This is a genomic window from Mycobacterium sp. DL (assembly GCF_039729195.1).
Taxonomy (GTDB): Bacteria; Actinomycetota; Actinomycetes; order Mycobacteriales; family Mycobacteriaceae; genus Mycobacterium; species Mycobacterium hippocampi_A.
The window spans coordinates 4,902,492-4,923,669 of sequence record NZ_CP155796.1 but is presented as its reverse complement, the minus strand read 5'-3'; the positions used below and the strand labels follow the sequence as shown (position 1 = coordinate 4,923,669).

Sequence of the window (21,178 nt, the reverse complement as noted above, 5' to 3'; positions counted from 1 at the left end):
ACGCAGGTGACCCACCACCGCAGGGAGTCACACCATGAAGAAGTTCATCGCCGCAGGCATTCTGCCGCTCGGGGCACTGCTGGCCGTCGCCGCGCCGGCACAGGCCGCCCCGGAACAGTCGGGAGGGGCCTCGACGACCATCAACCAGCTTCGGGCCCAGGGGTTCGACGTCCGCGTCAGCCGGATCGGCAGCGCCCCGCTCGACGAGTGCTCGATCACCGGGGTCCGCAATCAGCCGGTCGCCAACCAGCCGTTCCCCATCAACGACGATGATGACATCAACGTTTTCAGGATCGCACCGACACCGAAGGTCACGGTCTCGCTCGACTGCTCGCGCTGAGCGGCGCGGGCGCCGACTTCGGGAACCGCCGGCTTCATGAACCACTAGCTTTGAGCACGATGTCCGACCCCGGGTCCGCTCCGATGCCATCCCCCTCGTTCCCGAGGGGGATGGCATTGCTCGTTGCCGGGGCCTTCTTCATGGAGATCCTCGACGCCACCATCATCGTTCCCGCCATCCCCGCGATCGCCGCGTCGTTCGGGGTGGCTGCCGTCGACATCAACGTCGCGGTATCCGCCTACCTGGTGACCGTCGCGGTGCTGATTCCCGCCAGTGGGTGGTTGGCCGACAGGTTCGGCATCCGGCCGGTGTTCCTCGCCGCCATCGCCCTTTTCACGCTCGCCTCGGTGGGATGCGCCCTGAGCGTTTCGCTTCCGATGCTGGTCGGGATGCGGGTGCTGCAGGGCGTCGGTGGCGCCATGATGGTGCCGGTCGGCAGGCTGGCGGTGCTGCGCTTCAGCGCCAAGTCCGACCTGGTCCGCGCCATCGCTCTGCTGACATGGCCGGCGCTCGTCGCGCCGGTGGTCGCCCCGGTCCTCGGTGGCGCGATCGCCACGCTGGGATCGTGGCGCTGGATCTTCGTCGTCAACATCCCGATCGGCATCATCGGATTGCTGTTCGCCTTCAAGCTGATTCGTGGTGGACCCGCGCCGGCGACCAAACCCTTCGACTGGCGCGGCCTGCTGCTGGTGGGGACCGGCATCACCGCTGCGCTCGTCGCGCTGGAACACATCCGGGTCAGCGGAACGGACTGGATCCTTGTGGTGGCCGGCCTCGCGATGGGCGCGGTGTGCCTGACCATCGCGGTGTGGCACCTGCGTCGGACGGCCTCGCCGCTGGTCGAACTCGCGGTGCTGCGGGTGCGGACCCTACGCATCACCGTCTCGGGTGGATCGCTGTACCGACTGGTCATCACCGCGGTGCCGTTCCTGCTGCCACTGTTGTTCCAGCTCGAGTTCGGCTGGTCTGCATTCACCGCGGGACTGATGGTGGCCGCTCTGTTCATCGGCAACCTGACGATCAAGCCGTTCACCACCCCGTTGATGCGCAAGTTCGGCATCAAACGGGTGCTGTTGGTGAATGCCGTGATCTCGGTGGGTTGGCTGGGTCTGCTGGCGACTCTGCACGCGGAGATGCCCATCGTGGTGATCGCGGGCCTGCTCTACGTCAGCGGCGCGCTGCGCTCCATCGGCTTCACCGCCTACAACAGCCTGGCCTTCGCCGACGTCGACGGCGCCGAACTGACTCACGCGAACACCCTGAACGCCGCGGTGCAGGAGGTTGCGGCAGGTCTCGGCATCGCCGTCGCGGCGCTGTTGGTGACGGTCCTGGCCTCCTACGCGTGGGCCTTCGTCGCACTCGCCGCGCTGCTGGCGGTGACCATCATCGAGACACTACGGCTGCCGGGGGACGCCGCAGCACACGTCAGCTCCGCCCGGTGAGCGCCAAACCCATTGTGACCGAATAGCTTTTGGGATCATCACCGGTGTTCGCATCGTGACCGTCTGCACAGCCCCCACCCAGGGTCGGCACAGCGGTCGCCCATTCGGGTTCCCTAGCGTCATTGGCGTGCGGGTGAAGCACCCCACACCGACACGGAACGGAGTACACGATGAAGCTGACCCAGAAGGTGGGCGTCCCACTGGTTGCCGGGGGGATCGCACTCGCCGGGCCGTTCGGTTCGGGCCTCGGCACCGCCTCCGCCGGTCCTGGACAGCAGTGCGGTCCGCCCAATACGGCCGGCTGCCAGCAACAGGGCCCGAACAACAACCCACAGCAGCAGGCGCCGAACAACAACTGGCAGAACCGCGGCATGGACCAGGCGCGCCAGGACCGCCTGCCGTTCAACTACAACGGCCAGCAGGTCCACCCCTTGCGCGCGGGCAACGGTGACGGCTGGGGGTTCTGGTTCCTGGGACAGTGGATCCGCCTGTAGCCCGCCACCACCTGTGGCCGTGTGAACCCTTGGCCGGTCCCCGGCATCCGGGCAAGTGTTCACACAGTCGGGTTGCGTTTCTTGCGCGCGCCTCCCGCAGAAGTCTCGACCTTGACTTTAGCCTTGGTGGCCGTGACCACACTGCTCGAGCCGTCGCTGGCCGAACTGGATTTCGAGCACGACATCCTCTGCTCCTGCCACAAGCTGTGCAATCCGCTCGCCCATCCGGCGCAGTGGTGGGTCACGCTCTCCTGCGGGTGCCCGTACCCGATGTGCCAGCGAGCGCTTCGCATCGCCAATGTCCGCCTGAAGGTCCGGCCGCTGACCTGTCGGCACTGCGAAACAGAACAGATCGCCATTCGTTGCGTCGTTCGCATTTGACTCGTTAGCCCGATGGCCGACAGCACATCTAACGCTTATCGGCAAAACAGCAAAAAGTATTCGCTGCCGGATTAGTGTCCATCGCGTGACGGTGACAACGGCCGCGTCGATTCTGCTCAGTGCCATTTCGCGTGTCGGTCGGTTCGCGGGTTTCATTGCCGCACTGTCGATCTGCTTGACCATTGCCGGAACGTGCGCGCAGGCGTCCGCCGATACCGGGACGGAATCCGGTTCGACTCAGTCCCGCGAAACTTCAGCAAGCAGCAACGTCGATCGAGCAAGCACTGATTCGGTCGCGACGAATTCGTCGCCGGACTCGGATTCTGGCAAAGGCGACAACGACAAGAGATCGTCTTCGGCCAGCAGAATTCGTGAATCTGAGGACGACAGCGAATCTCGCGGCTCTGGCGCCGATGACCACGCGCCGGAGTCGGCGGACGACGCTGATGGCGCAACCGCCGCCGACGGAACCGATTCGACGGGCGGGTCCACCGAGGTCATCGGCACCGATGCCACCACCGAGACGCCCGCCTCCGAGGCTCCGGCGCCCGAGGGCACCGACGTATCCCAGGGCACCGACGTATCCGACGAGGCCGCGGCCACCCCTGAGCCCACTCCGGCTCCCGTGGCGACGCCCCCGCAGAGCGATTCGCCCGCAACCGTTTCCACACCGGGGCGGGTGGACGACATCGCCCCTGCCGGCGCACGCGCCGCCGTCGCGGCCGTCGAAGCCCCCAAGCCGGACTTCTTCACCTGGATACAGCGGACGTTCTTCAACCGGACACCGACCGTGTCGTTCGACCCGGACAACCAGAGCACCCAGGTGGACGGCACCATCATCGGATCGGTGATCGGCGCCGATGCCGACGGTGATGTGCTGACGTACTCGGCCGGCCGCCCCGCCGGCGGGGGCACCGTCACGATCGACGGAAACGGCCGATTCGTCTACACCCCAACGGCCGGATTCACTTCTGACGGTACGGATCTGTTCACCGTCACCGTCAGCGACGACGCCGAGGTCAACGGCTGGCGCGTGCACGGCCTGCTCGGCTTCCTGATCCCCGGGTGGGGTTCGACCGCGACCACAACCGTCGGTGTCGGTGCGGCGACGACCGCGGGCGGCCGCTACGGGTGGGGAACGCCGCAGGAGACCCGGTTCACCGATCCGCAGGCCCTCGCCAACGGCTGGTACGTGTACGACTCCCCCGGCCACAACGGCTGGGGACGCCGTACCCCGGAAGCGATTTCATTTGTCGACGGCGCCATGGTCATCACCGGCGACGCCGCGGGCAACACCGCCGGACTGGCGTGGGACATCGGTCAGATGTACGGCGCGTGGGAGGTCCGGGTGAAGGTCCCCGAGGGCGCGGCCGACTACCACGCCGTGGCGCTGCTCTGGCCCGACGCCGAAAACTGGCCCGTCGGTGGGGAGATCGACTTCATGGAGATCCTCGGCGACTCCGAGCGCCAGACGGTCAGTCACTTCCTGCACTACTCGGCCCAGAATCTGACCGAATCCGCGGCCACCGAGGTCGATGCCACGCAGTGGCACAACTACGCGGTCAGCTGGACCCCGGACGCCATCACCATCTACATCGACGGTGTGCCGGTCTTCCGGTCGACGACCCGGTCGCGGTTCCCGCCGGGTCCGATGCACCTTGCGCTGCAACTCGACGCTTCGGAGAAGCGGCCACCCGACCTGCGCGGCGGCGCGCAGATGTCGGTCGCCTGGGCCCGTCAGTACACGCTCGGTCAAATCAGCTGACGAAACCGCCACCGTGTCCGCTGACGAGCGCTTCATAGCGACCCGCACCGTGGCGGCGACACCGGCTGCGATCTTCGCGGTGCTGTCGAATCCGGCCCGGCACCGGGACACCGAGCCCGGCGACTGGGTGCGGGGGGCGGTGACCACCGAGCAGATCACCGCGGCCGGGCAGATCTTTGTGATGAACATGTATCTGGAACCGATGGGTGGGGACTACGTCATCGCCAACCTGGTCACGGTCTTCGAGCCCGATCGCACCATCGAATGGAAGCCCGGTCGGCTCGACGACGAGGGCCGTCACCAAGTCGCGGGGTGGTCGTGGCGGTATGACCTGAGCGCCCGCGGCGGGGCCACCGACGTGACGCTCACCTACGACTGGAGCGCCACGCCACAAACCGTGCGCGACGGCTTTTCCCGGATGCCACCGTTCGGTCCGGACTTCATCGAGCGGTCGCTGTCGACCCTGGCCACGAGTGTGGAGACGACGACACGGTCATAACCGAGGTCAGTCGCCGAAATGCGACTTGTACAACTGCCCGTGCACGCCGACGGTGCGATCGACCACCTGCGACACCGAGAAGTCGGCCGCCGCGGAGAGATACGCGTAGGCCGTCGCGCGATCCATGCCACGATCGGTCTCCAGGAAATCCAACGCATTCACCACCGCACGCCTCATCGCGACATCGAGGTCGGTGCCCTGACCGCCGACCGATCCGTCGGGGTCGGACAACCCGATGGGCACCCACGCGTCCGCCGTTTCGGCGAACGGGTACCGGTAGGCCACCGAAGGCGCGTCGCCCGAGCGGGGTTTGCACACCGAGAGCCGGTAGGTGCCCCGCAGTGATCCCTCCATCGCGGTGAGCGCGACCTCGCCGTCCCCCATGGCCATGTGCGGATCCCCGACATAGAACAGGGCGCCTTCGGCGAACACGGGCAGGTAGAAGGTGGCGCCTTCACCGAGCAGCCTGATATCGATGTTGCCTCCACCCACTGTCGGCGGGATGGAGTTCGCGGTCGCCGCCGTCAGGTCGGTGTCCTGGGAGAAGGCGACGCCCATCATTCCCATGAAGGGCCGCAACGGGAACCGCACCTGAGCGGCGCCGTACTTCATCACGCCGTAACCGTCCTCCACGCCGGTGAACGTCGACACGTTGCCGTACAACCGCGGATCAGGATTGGGCCGTCGGTCGGAGGCGATCGCAGGCATGACTTCCTGATCGGTGATCCCCGGCGGCGCTCCGCCGTCGGCGGTTCGCGCCAATGCCCCCTTGCCGTGACGGCTCGACACGACACCGTAGGGTACCCGCGGAATCGCCTGGAGAATCTCTATTTTCAGTACATCCCCGGGCTGAGCACCTTCGACGAAGACAGGACCGGTCACCACATGCGGCCCGTCCTTGTCGAAATTCCTTGGGGTGCGGTCGTAGTCGGCCGCGATGGCGACGGCGTCCTGCAGAACATCCGACTGGTCCACCCCCTGCGTGCCGAAATACTCGATCGGGTCGCGACCTTGATCTTCGAGGATCCCCTCGTGACTCACCGCATCGATCGTCACGGTCTGGCCCGACGCCATCTGCATCACCGGCGTGGCGTGCACGGTGGGGACATATCCCCAGAGCACCTCGTCAGGCGTGGACGGTAGGTAGTGGTCGCCTTCCGGGTCTCCCTGTCCCGGTTGTAAAACGCTGAAGCCCCCGGCGGTGGCCGACGGTGACCCGTCCGGAGTCGAACTCCCGGACGAGCAGGCCGACGCGAGGCCGGCAACACCGGCACCGGCGCCCACGGCGGCTACTGCCCGCACAAAATCCCGTCGCCCGATTCCGGCATACAGGTTCATTGCGGCCTCACGTGCGTGTTCACTCATGGTCTCTCCCGGTTTGCGGTAAGTCGTTGACGGCAGGGTGAACTCAAGTGGCAGTCACCATCGGTAGTCGAGGAACTTGCCGTCGAAGGTGACGACCACACGGTCGCCATCGGGATGCTCACGCCGCGCGATGTCGACCTTGAAATTGATGGCGCTCATGATGCCATCACCGAACTCCTCGTGGATGAGCTCCTTGAGCGCGGGTCCGTAGACCGCCAGTGCCTCATGGAACCGGTAGATGGTGGGGTCGGAGAGCATCTCCGGATCGAGACCCCGAGCAGGTTGAAGTTGCAGGCTCTCCGCGACAGACCCGTCGAGTTCGAGTAGCGCACAGACCTTCTCGGCCTGAGCCGCCGACATCGGATGCTGTCCCAGCAACGCCGCCACACACCAGACCACCGGCGCATCGATCTCCCCGGCGATGTCCGCCCACGTCAACTTCTTACGGATTCTCGCGGCGACGATCAGTTCCGCGGCATCGGCTTTGGCCAGGATCGGTGTCATGCGTTCACGCCCTCTCGGGTGGTGGTGGACTTGGCGGACTGGAGTTCGTCGAGTTCGACGAGGCGGTTTGCGCCCGTTCGTGCGTGTGTGGCGAACAGGGTGAGACCGACGAAGGCCAGTCCACCGACGAGATTGCCGAGCACTGTGGGGATTTCGTTCCATACCAGGTAGTCGGCGATGGAGAAGTCACCACCGAGCATCAGCCCCGACGGGAACAGGAACATGTTGACCACCGAGTGCTCGAACCCCATGTAGAAGAACAACATGATCGGCATCCACATCGTGATGACCTTGCCGGACACGCTGGTCGACATCATCGCCGCGACCACCCCGGTGGACACCATCCAGTTGCACAACACCCCGCGGATGAACAGCGTGAGCATTCCGGCGGCGCCGTGCTCGGCATAACCGACCGTGCGGCTATGACCGATTTCGCCGAGTTGGCGCCCGACGTCATTGGGGTCGACGCTGAAGCCGTAGGTGAACACCACGGCCATCATCAGCGCCACGGTGAGCGCGCCGGCGAAGTTGCCGAGGAACACCCAACCCCAGTTGCGCAGCATCGAGCGGACCGTCACCCCGCGGCGCTTGTCGAGCAGGGCCAGCGGCACCAGGGTGAACACCCCGGTGAGCAGGTCGAAGCCCAGGAGATAGAGCAGGCAGAACCCGACCGGGAACAGCACTGCGCCCAGCAGTGCGTTGCCGGTCTGCACCGTGATGGTGACGGCGAATGCCGCGGCCAGGGCCAGGATCGCGCCGGCCATGTAGGCGCGGATGAGGGTGTCGCGGGTGGACATCATTGCTTTGGACTCGCCGGCATCGATCATCTTGCCGACGAAGTCCGGTGGGCTCACATAGGACATGGGTGACCTTTCGGGTGATTGATGCCCGAGGGTTCCCACTTCGTATTGCCGAATGGCAACGTGGTCTATTCATCTGTGTTGCCGCCTCCTCACAGGCTCACCCGGCCCGTGTGAGGAGACACGGAGGCGGATCTACCTGCGCAGTGTTTCGCCGACGGCGCCAGCGGAGACTCCGACAGGTGCATGGATGCCGACACCGGATGGAGCTCAGCCGTGGAACAGACGAACGGACCGTCACCTACCCCGGAGGACGCCACCGAGGCGACCGAGGAGCAGCGCGAACTGCAGGAGAAACTGGAGCACCAGGACGACGATCCAGACGCCCCCGCCCGCTCTCAGACCCGCCACCAGATCCCGGACGAGACCTGAACCGCGCTCCCAGCGGACTGTTCGTCGGGGCGGCGACCCGGTCGTACTGCCCGTGAACTTTCCAGAACGCGCTGCCGACACGGTGTTCCGTCAACCGAACCGATGCCGCCCCGACCTCGGGATCCCTCGGTACACGAAACCCCAGCCGGTGACCGAGTCAGGCCGGGTCGGTGTGGTCGGCGTATTCCGGGTGCTTGTCGATGAATTCGGCGACCATCCAGCATTGCGGCACGATACGTAATCCCGCGGTCCGCGTACTGCGCAACGCTTCGGCGACGAGAATCGTTGCCAGACCCCGGCCTTGGTACTCGGCAAGAACCTCGGTGTGCGGAAAAACGCGGCGGCCGTCGCGGTCGTGAAAGTCGGCGAGTCCGACGATTCGGCCGTTGACCTCGATGACGAAGCGATCCGACTGTTCGGTGACGGTGGTGGCGGCGCCGGTCCTGTCGGGAGGGGTTGGGACACTCATGGGGCTCCTCGGTCTCGACTGCATGAGTATCACCCCTGCGCGCCGATTCGAAACAGGGACAAGCGCCCGCGGCGGCCTTACTCTGAACAGACCTTCGGCCAGAGCGAGGTCCCATGCAGATCGAGGCACCCGACCCGACCCCCCGCGCCGCGACGGGCGTGCAGGACAAGGGACTGTCTCATAACGCCGTCGGGGTGCTCGGTGGCACCGTTCTCGGCATCTCGTCGGTGGCGCCTGCCTATGCGTTGACCGCGACGATCGGCATCCTGGTCGCCGAGGCCGGATCGAAGATGGCCGTGGTCATCATCGCCGGATTCCTGCCGATGTTCTTCGCCGCCTATGCCTACCGCGAGATGAACAAGGTGGCACCGGACTGCGGGACGTCGTTCACCTGGACGACCAAGGCGTTCGGCCCTTACGTCGGCTGGATCGGCGGGTGGGCCGCGGTGGTCGCCACGGTGATCGTGTTGTCCAATCTCGCCGGCGTCGCGGTCCAGTTCTTCTATCAGTTCATCGGCGACCTCTTCGGCAACGAAAGCATCGCTTCGCTGTGGGAGAACCCGATCGTCAATGTGCTGACGTGTCTGGCGTTCCTGGGGGTGGCCACGGCGATCTCCTACCGCGGGATCACCACCACCGAGCGTGTCCAGTTCGTCCTGGTCGGTTTCCAGATGGTGGTACTGCTGACCTTCGCTGTCGTCGCGTTCGCGAAGTCGGGGTCATCGCCGACCGGCATCGCCTTCAGCTTCGACTGGTTCAGCCCGGCCGGGCTGACCATGTCCGCGTTCATCGCCGGCCTGTCCGGTTCGATCTTCGCGTTCTGGGGCTGGGACACCGCGCTGACCGTCAACGAGGAATCCCGCGATTCCGACAGCGCTCCGGGCCGCGCGGCATTGCTGTGTGTGGTCTCGATCCTGATGACCTACCTGTTGGTGGCCATCGCGACGCAGATGTACGCCGGAGTGGGCACCGATGGGGTGGGACTGGGCAACGAGGACATCGCCGACAACGTGTTCGGCGCGCTGGCCGAGCCGATCCTGGGTGGGCCCTGGCACCTGTTCCTGTTCCTCGCGGTCCTGGCGTCGAGCGCTGCGAGTCTGATCACCACCTTCCTGCCCACCTCCCGCACGATGCTGGCGATGGGCACGTACGGGGCGTTCCCCAAGCGATTCACCACGGTCCATCCCCGCTTCATGACCCCGTCCTTCGCCACCGTCGCCGCCGGTGTCGGAGCAGCGGTGTTCTATTCGGTCCTGACGTTTGTCAGCGAGAGCGTGCTCACCGACACGATCTACTCGCTCGGCATCATGATCTGCTTCTACTACGGTCTCACCGCGTTCGGCTGCGTCTGGTTCTTCCGCCACAGCTTGTTCAACAGCGCCTACACCGTGATCTTCAAGTTGCTGTTCCCGCTACTGGGCGGACTGGGGCTGTTTGCGGTCCTCCTCATCACCCTGCGCGACAGCGCCTCGCCGGACTACGGCAGCGGTGCCAGCATCGGCGGTGTCGGCCTGGTCCTGATCCTCGGACTCGGGCTGATCCTGGCCGGGGTGGTCGTGATGTTGGTGATGCGGGCACGTCAACCGGCGTTCTTCCGGGGTGAGACCCTGCGCAGGGACACCCCCGCGCTCGTCGTCGACGAACCGTAGCCGCGACGAGAGGCTAGGTAGCGATCTTCCGGAGGTGTGCGAGTGACTCGCGGAGGTGTACCGCGAGGCCGCGCCTCTGCGGATCGGCGAGCCAGCGGTCGAAGGCGACCCTGAAGACCGCCATTCCCGCCTCCGCGGTCAGGCTGGCCGCGGGTTCGGTGACGCCACGTTGCCGTAGCGCCTCGCCGATGGTCGCCGCCAGCGACGCCAGCTTGATGAGTTCGCGTTCCCGCAGTCCGGCGTTGCCGGCGATGACCGCCTGCCGTTTCTCCGAGTAGGGCCGCCGTTCGTCGAAGAAGTCGGACAGCGACTCGAGCGCCGCGGCGACCGCATCCAGCGCTGTCACCGAGTCGGGCACACCCGTGAGCGCGGTTGTCAGCCGTTGGGCCAATTCGTCACCGCGGAACAGCACTTCGCGTTTATCTGCGAAGTGCCGGAAGAAGGTGCGCTCGGTCAGGCCGGCACGCTCGGCGATCTCCGCGACCGTGGTCTGGTCGAACCCGCGGTCGAAATACAACTCGAGCGCCGCCCGCTCGAGGCGACCGCGCGCATCCGGTTCCCAACGACCCATGGTCGGATTGTATGGGGATGACAGTCGCTGACATCGAGTGTACGTTTGATGTCACTCACTGACATCACCCATACGGCGAACTCAAGGGACCCCTCATGCGAATTTTTGTCACCGGCGCATCCGGACACATCGGCTCACTCGTTGTCCGCGAGTTGCTCGACAACGGACACCAGGTCGCCGGACTGGCGCGCTCGGACGCTTCGACCGAGGCGCTGACCGCGGCGGGCGCGCAGGTACACCGCGGCACCCTCGATGACGTCGACGTCCTGTCCGCCGCTGCCGCCGAGGCCGACGGGGTGATCCACCTCGCCTTCAATCACGACTTCTCCGACTATCTCGACGCGGCCGCGACCGACCTACGGGCGGTGGAAGCCATGGGTGCGGCACTGGCAGGTTCGAACAAACCATTCGTCAACACCTCCGGAACCTCGTCGCTGGCCACCGGATCGGCGAGCGCCGTCGGCACCGAGGCGACTGTCGTCGATCCGTCCGGTGCCCGCGTGGCGTCGGAGAACGCAGCACTGCGACTCGCGCAGCGCGGGGTGCGATCAGCAGTGATCCGGCTGGCGCCGACGGTGCACGGGCCCACCGATCACCACGGGTTCATCCCAGCCCTCGTCACACATGCCCGAACGACCGGGCAATCCATCTACGTCGGCGACGGCTCCAACCGTTGGCCGGCCGTACACAACAGGGATGCCGCGCACCTCTACCGTCTGGCGGTCGAGTCCGCGCCGGCCGGTTCGATGCTGCACGGCGCCGCGGAAGAAGGGGTGCCGTTCCGCGAGATCGCCCAGACGATCGGCGAGCAGCTCGATGTCCCCGCGGTCAGCGTGACCGCCGACCACGCCCGCGAGCAATTGGGGTTCATCGGATGGGTTGCGTCCCTGGATAATCCGACCTCGAGCGCGGCCACGCAGGCGCTACTGGGTTGGACACCGGAACACCCGGCTCTGCTCGAGGACATCAAAGCCGGTCACTATTTCGCCACGCCCAGCTGAGACCGACTCCTAGATGGCTATCCGACGGTCGCCTGTCCCCCGCCACGCCTCGACGGCATCCTGCAGGGGCATGCCGAGTGCGGAACAGATCGCGACCACGTTGCCGAAGCTCGGACTGGGCATTCTGCCGACCTCGATCTTGCGCAGTGTCTCGGGCGAGATACCGGCCTCACGCGCGATCATCTCGGGGTCACGACCGGCACGCGCCGTCCTGATCAGCGCGCCGAGGCGTTGACCGGCTTCCAGTTGCTCCGGGCTCAGGGGTACACGCACCATGCCGGCCAGCATAGCCGGTATTCAAATACCGGACCTGGTACCGTCGCAACGGTATAAAAATACCGACTTGGAACGGAGCCCGAGCATGATCGAACTCAAGTCCGCCCATGAGATCGACAAGATGGCGGTGACCGGCGAGTTCGTTGCGGACACGCTGGCGACGCTGTCGGCCGAGGCGGAGCCGGGAGTGAACCTGATGCAGCTCGAGCGTCACGCCCGCACGCTGGTCAGCGACCGCGGTGCAACCTCGTGCTACTGGGACTACGCGCCGTCATTCGGTCGCGGCCCATTCCGCAACGTCATCTGCCTGTCCGTCAATGATGCAGTGCTGCATGGAAAGCCACATGACTACGTCCTCGGAGACGGCGATGTGTTGACCCTGGATTTTGCGGTCTCGATCGACGGGTGGGTGGCCGATGCAGCGGTCACGGTCATCGTCGGCGACAGCACCGACCCCGCCGACAGCGAGCTGGTCGAGTCCACCGAACGGGCTCTGGCGGCGGGGGTGGCCGCGGCGGTCCCCGGGGGCCGCCTCGGTGACATCTCCGCTGCCATCAGCGACGTCGCCGCCGAAACGGGGTATCGCGTCAACGCCGAATTCGGCGGGCACGGTTTGGGGCGCACCATGCACGAGGATCCCCACGTCTCCAACCGCGGACGCCGGGGTCGCGGACTGCTGCTGCGGGCGGGCATGACCCTTGCACTGGAGCCATGGTGGGCTCGGGGCAGCGATCGTCTGGTCATCGATGCCGACGGTTGGACCCTGCGGTCAGCAGACGGATCGAACACCGCGCACTCCGAGCACACCATCGCCATCACCGAAACCGGTCCACGGATACTGACGCCGTCACGATCGGCGCACCACATGACGTAATGCGGTGCATCCGTGGGGTCATCGCGGCGCTTCGGGCATCATCCGTTCTCGCAACGACTCGTAGATGGGCGGTGACCGGGTCACCTCGGCCGCCAGCACCGCCGCGGCCGTGGCCGCCAGCATCGGGATGGCGACCGCCGTCGTGGCCGTCATCTCGATGACGATGACGATGCCCGTCACGGGGGCGCGCACGGTGGCCCCGAAGAACGCCGCCATGCCGACCAGCGCCATCGGGATGGCCAATGTGGTTGTGTTGCCGGGCCACACGCTGTCGACGACCCCGACGAACAGCAGTCCCCACAGTGCGCCGATGGCCAGCAGCGGCGCAAACAGTCCGCCGGGAACAGCCGCCGAATAAGACAGCGGGCCGGCGACAAAACGCACCAGCAGGTAGCCGACGACGACCGGCAGCACGATCGTCTGCCCGCTCAGAATCATCTGCGTCAACGAGTCGCCGCCGCCCACCGCGAGGGGGTAGACGAACATCGCCAGCCCGATGACGGCGCCGATCACGGCCGCCTTGGCGACGGCCGGAATCCGACGCAGCCCTCCCACCCGGTCGAGAAACCACAACACCAGCCGGTTGTACACGGCGCCAAGGCATCCGGTGAGCAGACCAAAAACCACGAAGAGCGGAAGCCACGCCAACGCAGGCGCATCGATCTGTTCGACGAGGAAGTCCGGTTCGTTTCCGAGGACGAGTCGCATGCACCCGACGGCTGTCGCCGCCGCGAACAGTGTGGCCAACACCGTCTTCAACCGGAAGGACTTCGTGACCTCCTCGAGCGCGAACAACGTGCCCCCGATGGGGGCGTTGAAGGCGACCGCGAGGCCGGCGCCGCCGACGGCGGTCTGCATCATCCGGATGTCGGCGTCCTGGAGCCTGGCGCGGCGCGCCGCTTCGGCGCCGATCGCCGCACCCATGTGGACCGTCGGTCCCTCGCGACCCAATACCAGCCCCGACCCGATGGACAACACGCCGCCGATGAACTTCGCGGGCAGCAGGATCAGCAGTGGCGGGCGAGCCTCGCCGCGGTAGACGGCCTCGACATGCTGGATCCCGCTGCCGGCAGCCAACGGCACCCAACGCACGATCAGCGCTGCCAGCGCCGCGCCGAGCGCGACAGCGGCAATCGGGACCAACCACCCGGGGCCGGGAAGTCGGTGTGCCCAGTCGACGAGGTCGATCCGCAGCCGGTCCGCCGTCTGAAGGCACCAGCGGAAGGCGCCGCCGATGAAACCGATGGCCACGCCCGCGACGACGGCCGTCGAACACACGAGGATCCATCCCCGCACGGGGACGTCGGGCTCGCCGGACTCGACGTCCGACTCAGTCATGGAGGGTGTTGCGCAACAGGTGGGCCAACTCGGGCAGGTCGGACACGGACAGGTCGGCCTGCGGCTGCGGATGCGGTGCCGAGCCGGGGCCGTACTCCAGCGGCCGTGCGACGTACGCGGTACGCAGCCCTGCGCCGCGGGCTCCGTCCAGATCCCAGGGATGGGCGGCGACCAACATCAACTCGCCGGGGTCGACGCCCAGCAGGTTCGCCGCAGTCAGGTAGGCCGCAGGCGCCGGTTTGTAGGCGCGCGACAGTTCGGCCGACAGCACACAATCGAACCGCAGATCGGCATGGCGGGCCAGGTCCACCAGCAGGGCCACATGGCCGTTGGACAGCGTCGAGGTGATGTGGGTGCGCCGCAACTCGTCGAGGCCGGCCCGCACATCGGGCCACGGCGGCAGCCGATGCCACCCGGCAACAAGGCGGTCACGCACGTCGTCGGGCAGCGCTAAACCCTGCTCGGCCAGCAGATCGTCGAGCGTCGCCCGGTGGAGCTCGTCGAAGTCGCCCCACGGGCGCCGGTGCTCGTTCACCTCGGTGAGCATCGGCCGGTAGCGAGCCCGCCAGGCGTCGGTGAGGACGTCGGCGTCGCCGGGAACTGCGCACTCGCGAAACGTTTCGGCGATCCCGGTGCGCCAATCCAGCAGAGTGCCAAAGACATCGAAGACCAACGCCCGCACGACCACCCGGGTCAGGGTACTCGTCGCCTTCGTGTCCGGTCCGGAAGCGGGTTCGGTGCCGGGCCTGTCGTCTCATAGGGTCGACGTGATGGCACCACCGCAAAGCGAGCGTTCAGATCTGCGATCACGGCTGACGGCGTCCGCTGCGGCAACCCGGACGGCACTGCATCGGCGAGGCGCCGCGAGGTTCGCCCGCCTCCCCCGACCGGCGCGACAAGCCTGTCGACTGATCGAACGCACCCGTCGCGCCACAGTGGCCGACCGGGTACCCGGACTGGCGGCCGAGGCGGCACTGTTCACCCTGATCTCGCTACCGGCGCTGCTGTTGGCAGTGATCGGGTCACTTGGTTTCGTCGCGGCCGCGCTCGGCCCGGAGGGAAACGACCAACTCCGTGAACTCGTACTGGGTATCCCCAGATCATTCTTCTCGGATCCGACCTTCGCCACCTACGAGCAGGTGGTGGACACCGTGCTCGCCCAGACCCGGGGCAGCGTGGTGTCCATCGGCATCGCGCTCAGCATCTGGACTGGTTCTCGAGCGGTCAACCGCTATCTGGAGACGATCACGATCGCCTACGGTGTCGAGCCACGGCCCGCCTGGCGTCGACGCCTCTTGGCGCTCGGCCTCACGCTGGGTCTACTGCTCGGCGCAATAGCGATGCTGCCGCCGTTGATCTTCGGCCCGCGAATCCTCGAATGGCTGACTCCCACCGCCGTCGCCGACACCACACTGCGGATGCTCGACCTGATGTTCTGGCCCGCAGTGGTCGTTGGTGTGCTCGCCGGCCTGGCAACCCTCTACCACGTCGGTGTCCCGTGGAAAACGCCATGGCGCCGCGATGTGCCCGGCGCGGTACTGGCGATGGTGTTGTGGCTACTGGCGTCGGCGGGCCTGCGGGCCTACCTCGCGTTGAGCGTGCAGGACGACGCGGTGTTCAGCCAACTCGCGGTGCCGATCGCCGTCGTCCTGTGGCTCTACATCACCGCGTTCGCGGTGCTACTGGGCGCCGAGTTCAACGCCGAGATCGAGAGAATGTGGCCTCACCGGGACCACCCCTGGCAGCTTCGCCGACTCAGCGACTCCGCGCGGCCTCACGGCGGTTCGCCTTCTTGATCGCGGTCACCAACTCACCCTTGTCCATCTTCGAACGGCCGGGGATGTCGAGTCTGCGCGCGACCTGAACCAGGTGCTGCTTGGTTGCGTTGGCGTTGACCCCTTCAGCGCTCTTGCCCTTGGGGTTCGGGCCACCGCTGCGAGCACGGTCGTCGGACGGTCCCTTTGCGGGTTTCTTCTCCCAGCGATCGCCGACCTTCTCGAACTTCCGCTTGAGGGCGTTGTAGGCCACGCGGTGCGCGCGCTCGGCGTCGCCGTACTCTTTGGCCGCGGCGTCGTGGGCTTTGGCGAATGTGCGCTGGGCCTTCTTGCCCGACTTGCGGACCGTGTTGGGTAGTTCGCTCTTCTTGGGCTTGCCGCTCTTCTTGGTCATCGGCATCGTGGTTGCTCCTCGCAATCTTCGGTGAGTCAGAATCTGCCGTGAATCTTCGGGCAGTCGCCGCCGAGACGGACGAACAAGTGCGATAGGTGCAACGGGTACGACAGCCAGGGCGGCTGCTGTTTCCGATACCCGGGTGCAGTCCGAGCCAAACGCGACTGTGCGCAGGCGAACAGCTGAAGCCCGGCCGTTCGTTCACCTCGGTGAGGCTACGGGTCATCACAATTCTCCCGCCTGGCAAAGCTCGGAAGCGCAGGCAGCTAACCGTGCTCCGATGCGGGCCGCTCGGCGGCTCATCGGCTGCGCAACTGGGGTGTCATGACTCGCGTCGAGCGACACCTCGGACCGTTAGCCGAGCAACAACCAATTTGGCGCACTGACTGTTTCGAGTGGAAAGGAACACCTCAGAGATCCACGGTTCGGGTACCAGTTCGACGTGCCAGGGGCAGCATCGAGGGGTTACTGACAATCGCGTCCGGGCGGGGGCTCGATCCCGATGAGGAGGAGAGAAAATGAAGTATGTGGTGTCGATGACCTTCAGACTCAACGGCTCTGCCACCGAGAACGAGGAGGCGGCCAAGCGCGTGCTGGATCTGTACTCCAAGTGGAGTCCACCGGACGGTACGACATTTCACCAGTTCGTCGGCAGACTTGATGGCGGCGGCACATTCGCCGTCATCGAAACCGACAACCCCGCTGATCTGGCGGCAACCTCGGCCAAGTTCGGCCCGTACGTCGAGTATCAGGTCTATCCGGTGCAGGATGTCGCGGATACCGTACGGGCAGCACAGGAAGGAATTGCTTTCCGCGAGTCCGTGAGCTGACGCTCCCTACCGATTACGCGCGGCCACCTCACGGTTCTTCGAAGCACCCGGGTGCAGTCCGAGCCAAACGCGGCGCTGCGCAGGCGCGCAACCGAGACCGGCGGATCAGGCCGACGCGGCCAGGACTTTCAGATCCTCGGCGGCGAAGGTGTCCTCCAATTGCAGTGGCGAGTAATCGATGTCGATCTCGGCCAGCGGACGGCCGCGTGCACTGCCGATCGTTCCGAAGCGCCGCATCCCCTTGTCTGCGGCGTACTGCTGGAACTCATCGATCGTGAAGCCGAACGGGATCTCGTCGTAGAGGGCGAACGAGTCGTCGGTGTTCTTGAGGGCCAGGGGAATCAGTTCGTTCATGCGGGATTCGAAGACGCCCCAGTTGGCGTCGTCGGCGGCGACGTGCCGGCGGCACGTGAACGTGCCCCAGGCCATGTGGCGCCGCTCGTCGTCGCCGATGCGACGCACCAGCTCCTGCATGCCGGGCAGGATGCCGCGTTCCACACAAATACGGTGCCACGCATAGTATCCGGTCAGCGCCATCATGCCTTCGATGACGTGGTTGTAGGTCACCGACGCCCGCACCTGGGCGGCCGGCGACGGGTCGGTGGCCAGTGAGTCGAGAGATTGTGGCAACTCCTCGTAGAACATCTGCCGATAGGCCGGCAGGTCATCGAGGTACCACTGCAGGTCATCGGTGATACCCACCGCATCGAGCCACAGACGGAACACCTGCGTGTGTTTGGCCTCCTCGAAGGCGAACTGTGTCAGATACATCTCGTCGCCGAGTCGTCCCTCCGCCCGCATCGCGGCCATGAACGGCTGGATGTCCTGGGTGACCGCTTCCTCACCGGCGATGAACTCCGCGCACAACCGGGTCGCCCAGTCGCGCTCCAGTTCCGACAGTGCTTCCCAGTCCGCACGGTCGCGGGAGAAGTCGATGTCGGCGGGATTCCAGAACTTGGCATTGCCTCCGGCAAAAAGCTTCAGGGGCATGCTGTCCCAGTTGAGTCCTCCGGCAGCCAACGAGTCCGAACGTGTTCTCTCCATTGATGTGTACCTCCTAGGTTGTCGCGCGTTGATCGGGCTGTACATGGGCCGGTTGGAACGCCGTCGCCAATACCGCGACATATCGGCGCACCGCCAGCGCAGGTTGTTCGGGTGTCAGTTCGTCGAGACCCAGGACCGGGTCCAGACCCCGCACGTACGGCGCCAACGCCAGGTGCGGCAGGATCATCAACAGCAGCGAAAGCAGCGTTTCGATGTCGGCATCCTGTCCCAGATCGCCGCGCGTGCGGGCGTTGTGTACCAGCGGTCGCAGCACCTCGAGGTAGTGGCGGTGCATCACCGCGCGCACGCTCACCCGCGCATCCGTGTCGACCTCGAAGCTCGCGGCGGCATGCAGCGACCGCTCGCGGGGATGGTCGGCGAAGTAGGCGACCCAGGCGTCGAGAAGCTCGGTCAGGAACTCGAAAAACGGCCTCTCGGGGTCGATTTCGCGGATCTGGTCCTCCATGTAGGCGCGCACCCGCTGGCTGCCCACGTCGCAGATGTACGCATACAGATCACGCTTGTCGGCGAAGTACTGGAACAGGCTGCCTTTGGCCACGCCTGCGCGTCGCGCGATGACGTTGAGGCTTCCGCGGGAGAAGCCCTTCGAAGCGAACTCCGCCTCGGCGGCGGCCACCACCGCAGTTCGGCGGCCCCCGTCGAGTCGGGCCCATGTCACCGTCGGCATCACGCCTCCACGTCGTCTATGACCACTGGTCATATTACTGTGATGCAGGCCACAGTCAAGGGCGGCGCCGCTTCCTTCCCGCCGGAATTGCATTCCAACAGCTCAAAATCGAGTGCGGACCTGCTGGAACGCAGTTCCGGCGAAGTGGCGCGCGGCACCGGCGAGGGCTGCACATGCGTGCTGCAATGAGGAATGGCCAACACACTCAAACACGCACTGATCGCCACCGCGGTGCTCGCAGCCTCCATGGTTGCGCCCACCGCGTCCGCGCAGCCCCAACCGACCGCGCCGCCGGAGTTCGTTTCGCTGAGCGAGGTCGACCAATCGATTCTGATGGACATCCGCTACACCACCCCGCACACCTTCACCGGAGATCCGGTCGACGGCTACCTGGCTCCGATGTGCATCCTCACCCGCCCCGCGGCCGAGGCGCTTCAGCGCGCGCAGAGCGAGTTCGTCGAGCAGGGCTACTCGCTGAAGATCTACGACTGTTACCGACCTCAGCGCGCCGTCAACGACTTCGTCGCGTGGGCCAAAGACCTGGCAGATCAGCGCATGAAAGCAGAGTTCTACCCGCGGGTGGACAAGACACAGCTGTTCGCGGACGGCTACATCGCCGAGCAGTCGGGCCACAGCCGAGGCAGCACAGTCGATCTCACGCTGGTGGCGCTACCTGCCATGCCCGAGCCGGTGTACGTCCCGGGCCAGCCGCTGGTGGACTGCGCCGCACCGGCGACCGAGAGATTCCCCGATCCCACCATCGACATGGGCACCGGCTACGACTGTTTCGACACGTTGTCGCACACGTTCGATCCGCGAATTCAGGGCGATCAACTGAAGAATCGGCTGCTCCTCAAGGACGGCCTGGAGAAGCAGGGCTTTGAGTACTACCCGAACGAATGGTGGCATTTCACCTACAAGCCGGAGACCTTCCCGGAGACCTACTTCGACTTTCCGGTCGATCCGTCGTCGCTGACCGGCTGACTCGGCCGGGTGTCAGGTCCCGCTGCGCTCCGCCTGTCGCGACGGGTGCTCGCCGCGCACCAACGCGACGGTGTCGCCGACGTTGACCGTGACGACGTGCTCGCCGGACCGCTCACTGAACGGAATCTGGAACAGGCCGTGGAAGTCGTCGGTCCGGACGAACGTGTGCGCGCGGGCGAACAGCGGATGCACGTCAAAAACCCGCACCCGCAGTTCCTCGCGTCTGAGCCTGCCCAGTTCCCTTCCGGATTCGGGGTCTGTGATCACCTGTCCGACGTCGGAATACACCGCGAACACCATGCCCGGCGTCACCCCCGCTTCGGCGCCCCGGTTGATGACGAGCGTGTGGTCGTCCTCGACAAGCGCGACCTGCCCGGTGAAGTTCTGCCCGCTCACGACGCCGCCAAGGAATTGCTCTCTCGCATCAGCGATTTCGACGACGATCCGACTCGGATCCGCGGCCTCAGGTCCTGGTCGTCGACCGGCAGCGGGAAAGCGCCGTAGGTGGTGGTGTCCTGCTCGGTCCCCAGCGTGAGTTCAACCGCCGTCTTGGCCTGGAACAGGGCGATCACCGCTTGCTGATGACGTTCGGTGCCGAACGACTTCAGCGCCACCGCGAGCTTGTTGTCGACGTACTCGACGGAACGCTGCAGATCCGAGGTGGGGGGTTCGGCGGGGCCGGCGTCCGTCCGCCGCGCTTGCTGCTCGGCTGCGAGTCCGCTGTACCAGCGGTGCCCGAGGGCGCCGAGGGTGACCGAGCAGACCGGGATCACCACGAGGGTGCAGAGCAGTCCGAGGGAACTGTCGAGCGCGATCGCCCCGGCAAGCCCGAGCAGCAGCAGAAGTCCGGCGACGGCGAACACCTTGAGCGCCGTCGGCACGCTCTCGAATGCGCGCCATGCCTGGGTGAGGACGCGCGCGCCGAAACGTGCCACCCCGGCGATGAATCTGGCGGTACTCGTCACGGCGTCAACGGCGACGCGGCCGACCTTGTCCGCGTTCTCCCGGGTGACCGGAGGCTTGGGCATCTTCCATGTCCGTCGCTGCGGCGGCGCCGCCGTAGGCTCGGCGGTCTGCTGTCCGTCCGTCTCGACAGCAGCGGCGGTCTCTCCCGGTGCCGCGGGCTGCTCTGACGGCTCCAGCACCTCGGATGCCGACTTCCCATTAGTCACATTCGCAACATCAACCACTTGCGTATCATCTCCCGCCGCGGGGCCGATGTCAGCCTGACGCGCCGAGGGGCGCGCATCCGACGTGCACGGA

General features: G+C 66.1%; 27 protein-coding genes. 14 read left to right on the top strand and 13 right to left on the bottom strand.

Features of this window, described 5'->3' with window-relative positions:
• Positions 1-34 precede the first annotated feature (34 nt).
• From ABDC78_RS23525 to ABDC78_RS23500, 6 genes are all read left to right on the top strand, one after another.
• Positions 35-340 carry a hypothetical protein gene (locus ABDC78_RS23525; protein ID WP_178360351.1) on the top strand — a complete coding sequence of 102 codons (306 nt, stop codon included), beginning with the start codon at positions 35-37 and terminating at the stop codon, positions 338-340.
• A gap of 110 nt (positions 341-450) precedes the next feature.
• Positions 451-1,782 (top strand): MFS transporter, encoded by a 1,332-nt coding sequence (locus tag ABDC78_RS23520; RefSeq protein ID WP_178360484.1) that lies wholly within the window; start codon positions 451-453, stop codon positions 1,780-1,782.
• Positions 1,783-1,952: 170 nt separating this feature from the next.
• On the top strand, positions 1,953-2,276 hold the full coding sequence (locus ABDC78_RS23515) for a hypothetical protein (RefSeq protein ID WP_178360352.1): 324 nt from the start codon (positions 1,953-1,955) through the stop codon (positions 2,274-2,276).
• A 132-nt stretch (positions 2,277-2,408) separates the two neighbouring features.
• Positions 2,409-2,657: a hypothetical protein gene (locus tag ABDC78_RS23510; protein WP_347133205.1), complete on the top strand. Its 249-nt coding sequence runs from the start codon at positions 2,409-2,411 to the stop codon at positions 2,655-2,657.
• An 85-nt stretch (positions 2,658-2,742) separates the two neighbouring features.
• On the top strand, positions 2,743-4,422 hold the full coding sequence (locus tag ABDC78_RS23505; RefSeq protein WP_178360354.1) for a family 16 glycosylhydrolase: 1,680 nt from the start codon (positions 2,743-2,745) through the stop codon (positions 4,420-4,422).
• A gap of 13 nt (positions 4,423-4,435) precedes the next feature.
• Entirely contained in the window at positions 4,436-4,921 is a 486-nt protein-coding gene (locus ABDC78_RS23500) for an ATPase (protein WP_178360355.1), read from the top strand.
• A gap of 6 nt (positions 4,922-4,927) precedes the next feature.
• On the opposite strand, the gene ABDC78_RS23495 is transcribed toward ABDC78_RS23500, so the two are convergent.
• The 3 genes from ABDC78_RS23495 to ABDC78_RS23485 are packed head-to-tail and all read right to left on the bottom strand — an operon-like array spanning position 4,928 to position 7,653.
• On the bottom strand, positions 4,928-6,286 hold the full coding sequence (locus tag ABDC78_RS23495; RefSeq protein ID WP_178360356.1) for an acetamidase/formamidase family protein: 1,359 nt from the start codon (positions 6,284-6,286) through the stop codon (positions 4,928-4,930).
• Positions 6,287-6,340: 54 nt separating this feature from the next.
• Positions 6,341-6,790, bottom strand: a complete 450-nt coding sequence (cynS, locus tag ABDC78_RS23490) for a cyanase (protein ID WP_178360357.1) — start codon at positions 6,788-6,790, stop codon at positions 6,341-6,343.
• Complete coding sequence (locus ABDC78_RS23485) at positions 6,787-7,653, bottom strand: formate/nitrite transporter family protein (protein WP_178360358.1); 867 nt, start codon at positions 7,651-7,653, stop codon at positions 6,787-6,789. Before ABDC78_RS23485 ends, cynS begins: the two co-directional genes overlap by 4 nt.
• Positions 7,654-7,866: 213 nt before the next feature.
• Between ABDC78_RS23485 and ABDC78_RS23480 the strand changes: the two genes are divergently transcribed.
• Positions 7,867-8,022, top strand: coding sequence for a hypothetical protein (locus tag ABDC78_RS23480; protein ID WP_347133204.1), 156 nt, complete (start codon positions 7,867-7,869; stop codon positions 8,020-8,022).
• A 157-nt stretch (positions 8,023-8,179) separates the two neighbouring features.
• Here the strand turns inward: ABDC78_RS23480 and ABDC78_RS23475 are convergent, their stop codons facing one another.
• A complete protein-coding gene (locus ABDC78_RS23475) occupies positions 8,180-8,491 on the bottom strand; it encodes a GNAT family N-acetyltransferase (protein WP_178360360.1) in 312 nt (103 codons plus the stop codon).
• A 113-nt stretch (positions 8,492-8,604) separates the two neighbouring features.
• Between ABDC78_RS23475 and ABDC78_RS23470 the strand changes: the two genes are divergently transcribed.
• Positions 8,605-10,140 (top strand): APC family permease, encoded by a 1,536-nt coding sequence (locus tag ABDC78_RS23470; protein ID WP_178360361.1) that lies wholly within the window; start codon positions 8,605-8,607, stop codon positions 10,138-10,140.
• Positions 10,141-10,153: 13 nt separating this feature from the next.
• Here the strand turns inward: ABDC78_RS23470 and ABDC78_RS23465 are convergent, their stop codons facing one another.
• Positions 10,154-10,711, bottom strand: coding sequence for a TetR family transcriptional regulator (locus ABDC78_RS23465; protein WP_178360362.1), 558 nt, complete (start codon positions 10,709-10,711; stop codon positions 10,154-10,156).
• Between the two features lie 95 nt (positions 10,712-10,806).
• Between ABDC78_RS23465 and ABDC78_RS23460 the strand changes: the two genes are divergently transcribed.
• The gene (locus ABDC78_RS23460) at positions 10,807-11,712 is read left to right on the top strand and encodes an SDR family oxidoreductase (protein ID WP_178360363.1); all 906 of its coding nucleotides are present in this window, start codon (positions 10,807-10,809) and stop codon (positions 11,710-11,712) included.
• Positions 11,713-11,721: 9 nt separating this feature from the next.
• Here the strand turns inward: ABDC78_RS23460 and ABDC78_RS23455 are convergent, their stop codons facing one another.
• Positions 11,722-11,988: a helix-turn-helix transcriptional regulator gene (locus tag ABDC78_RS23455; protein ID WP_178360364.1), complete on the bottom strand. Its 267-nt coding sequence runs from the start codon at positions 11,986-11,988 to the stop codon at positions 11,722-11,724.
• 85 nt (positions 11,989-12,073) lie between these two features.
• Between ABDC78_RS23455 and map the strand changes: the two genes are divergently transcribed.
• Positions 12,074-12,862: a type I methionyl aminopeptidase gene (gene map / locus ABDC78_RS23450; protein WP_178360365.1), complete on the top strand. Its 789-nt coding sequence runs from the start codon at positions 12,074-12,076 to the stop codon at positions 12,860-12,862.
• An 18-nt stretch (positions 12,863-12,880) separates the two neighbouring features.
• Here the strand turns inward: map and ABDC78_RS23445 are convergent, their stop codons facing one another.
• A complete protein-coding gene (locus ABDC78_RS23445; RefSeq protein WP_178360366.1) occupies positions 12,881-14,200 on the bottom strand; it encodes a ClC family H(+)/Cl(-) exchange transporter in 1,320 nt (439 codons plus the stop codon).
• Positions 14,193-14,888: a haloacid dehalogenase type II gene (locus tag ABDC78_RS23440; protein ID WP_178360367.1), complete on the bottom strand. Its 696-nt coding sequence runs from the start codon at positions 14,886-14,888 to the stop codon at positions 14,193-14,195. Before ABDC78_RS23440 ends, ABDC78_RS23445 begins: the two co-directional genes overlap by 8 nt.
• A gap of 82 nt (positions 14,889-14,970) precedes the next feature.
• Between ABDC78_RS23440 and ABDC78_RS23435 the strand changes: the two genes are divergently transcribed.
• Complete coding sequence (locus tag ABDC78_RS23435; protein WP_178360368.1) at positions 14,971-15,996, top strand: YihY/virulence factor BrkB family protein; 1,026 nt, start codon at positions 14,971-14,973, stop codon at positions 15,994-15,996.
• Here the strand turns inward: ABDC78_RS23435 and ABDC78_RS23430 are convergent.
• Positions 15,956-16,375 (bottom strand): ChaB family protein, encoded by a 420-nt coding sequence (locus ABDC78_RS23430; protein ID WP_178360369.1) that lies wholly within the window; start codon positions 16,373-16,375, stop codon positions 15,956-15,958. The genes ABDC78_RS23435 and ABDC78_RS23430 overlap by 41 nt on opposite strands.
• A gap of 512 nt (positions 16,376-16,887) precedes the next feature.
• On the opposite strand from ABDC78_RS23430, the gene ABDC78_RS23425 reads away from it, so the two are divergent.
• Positions 16,888-17,199 carry a DUF3303 family protein gene (locus ABDC78_RS23425; protein WP_178360370.1) on the top strand — a complete coding sequence of 104 codons (312 nt, stop codon included), beginning with the start codon at positions 16,888-16,890 and terminating at the stop codon, positions 17,197-17,199.
• Positions 17,200-17,304: 105 nt separating this feature from the next.
• Here ABDC78_RS23425 and ABDC78_RS23420 read toward each other — a convergent pair whose 3' ends face one another.
• Entirely contained in the window at positions 17,305-18,243 is a 939-nt protein-coding gene (locus ABDC78_RS23420; RefSeq protein ID WP_256736243.1) for a R2-like ligand-binding oxidase, read from the bottom strand.
• Between the two features lie 13 nt (positions 18,244-18,256).
• The gene (locus ABDC78_RS23415; protein ID WP_178360372.1) at positions 18,257-18,931 is read right to left on the bottom strand and encodes a TetR/AcrR family transcriptional regulator; all 675 of its coding nucleotides are present in this window, start codon (positions 18,929-18,931) and stop codon (positions 18,257-18,259) included.
• Between the two features lie 42 nt (positions 18,932-18,973).
• On the opposite strand from ABDC78_RS23415, the gene ABDC78_RS23410 reads away from it, so the two are divergent.
• Together ABDC78_RS23410 and ABDC78_RS23405 are read left to right on the top strand one after the other, a co-directional pair.
• Positions 18,974-19,120, top strand: coding sequence for a hypothetical protein (locus ABDC78_RS23410; protein ID WP_178360373.1), 147 nt, complete (start codon positions 18,974-18,976; stop codon positions 19,118-19,120).
• 3 nt (positions 19,121-19,123) lie between these two features.
• The gene (locus ABDC78_RS23405; protein WP_178360374.1) at positions 19,124-19,915 is read left to right on the top strand and encodes a M15 family metallopeptidase; all 792 of its coding nucleotides are present in this window, start codon (positions 19,124-19,126) and stop codon (positions 19,913-19,915) included.
• 12 nt (positions 19,916-19,927) lie between these two features.
• Here the strand turns inward: ABDC78_RS23405 and ABDC78_RS23400 are convergent, their stop codons facing one another.
• On the bottom strand, positions 19,928-20,311 hold the full coding sequence (locus ABDC78_RS23400; RefSeq protein WP_178360375.1) for a hypothetical protein: 384 nt from the start codon (positions 20,309-20,311) through the stop codon (positions 19,928-19,930).
• Positions 20,308-21,087 (bottom strand): hypothetical protein, encoded by a 780-nt coding sequence (locus ABDC78_RS23395; protein WP_347133203.1) that lies wholly within the window; start codon positions 21,085-21,087, stop codon positions 20,308-20,310. The genes ABDC78_RS23400 and ABDC78_RS23395 overlap by 4 nt, the downstream gene beginning before the upstream one ends.
• Positions 21,088-21,178: the final 91 nt, after the last annotated feature.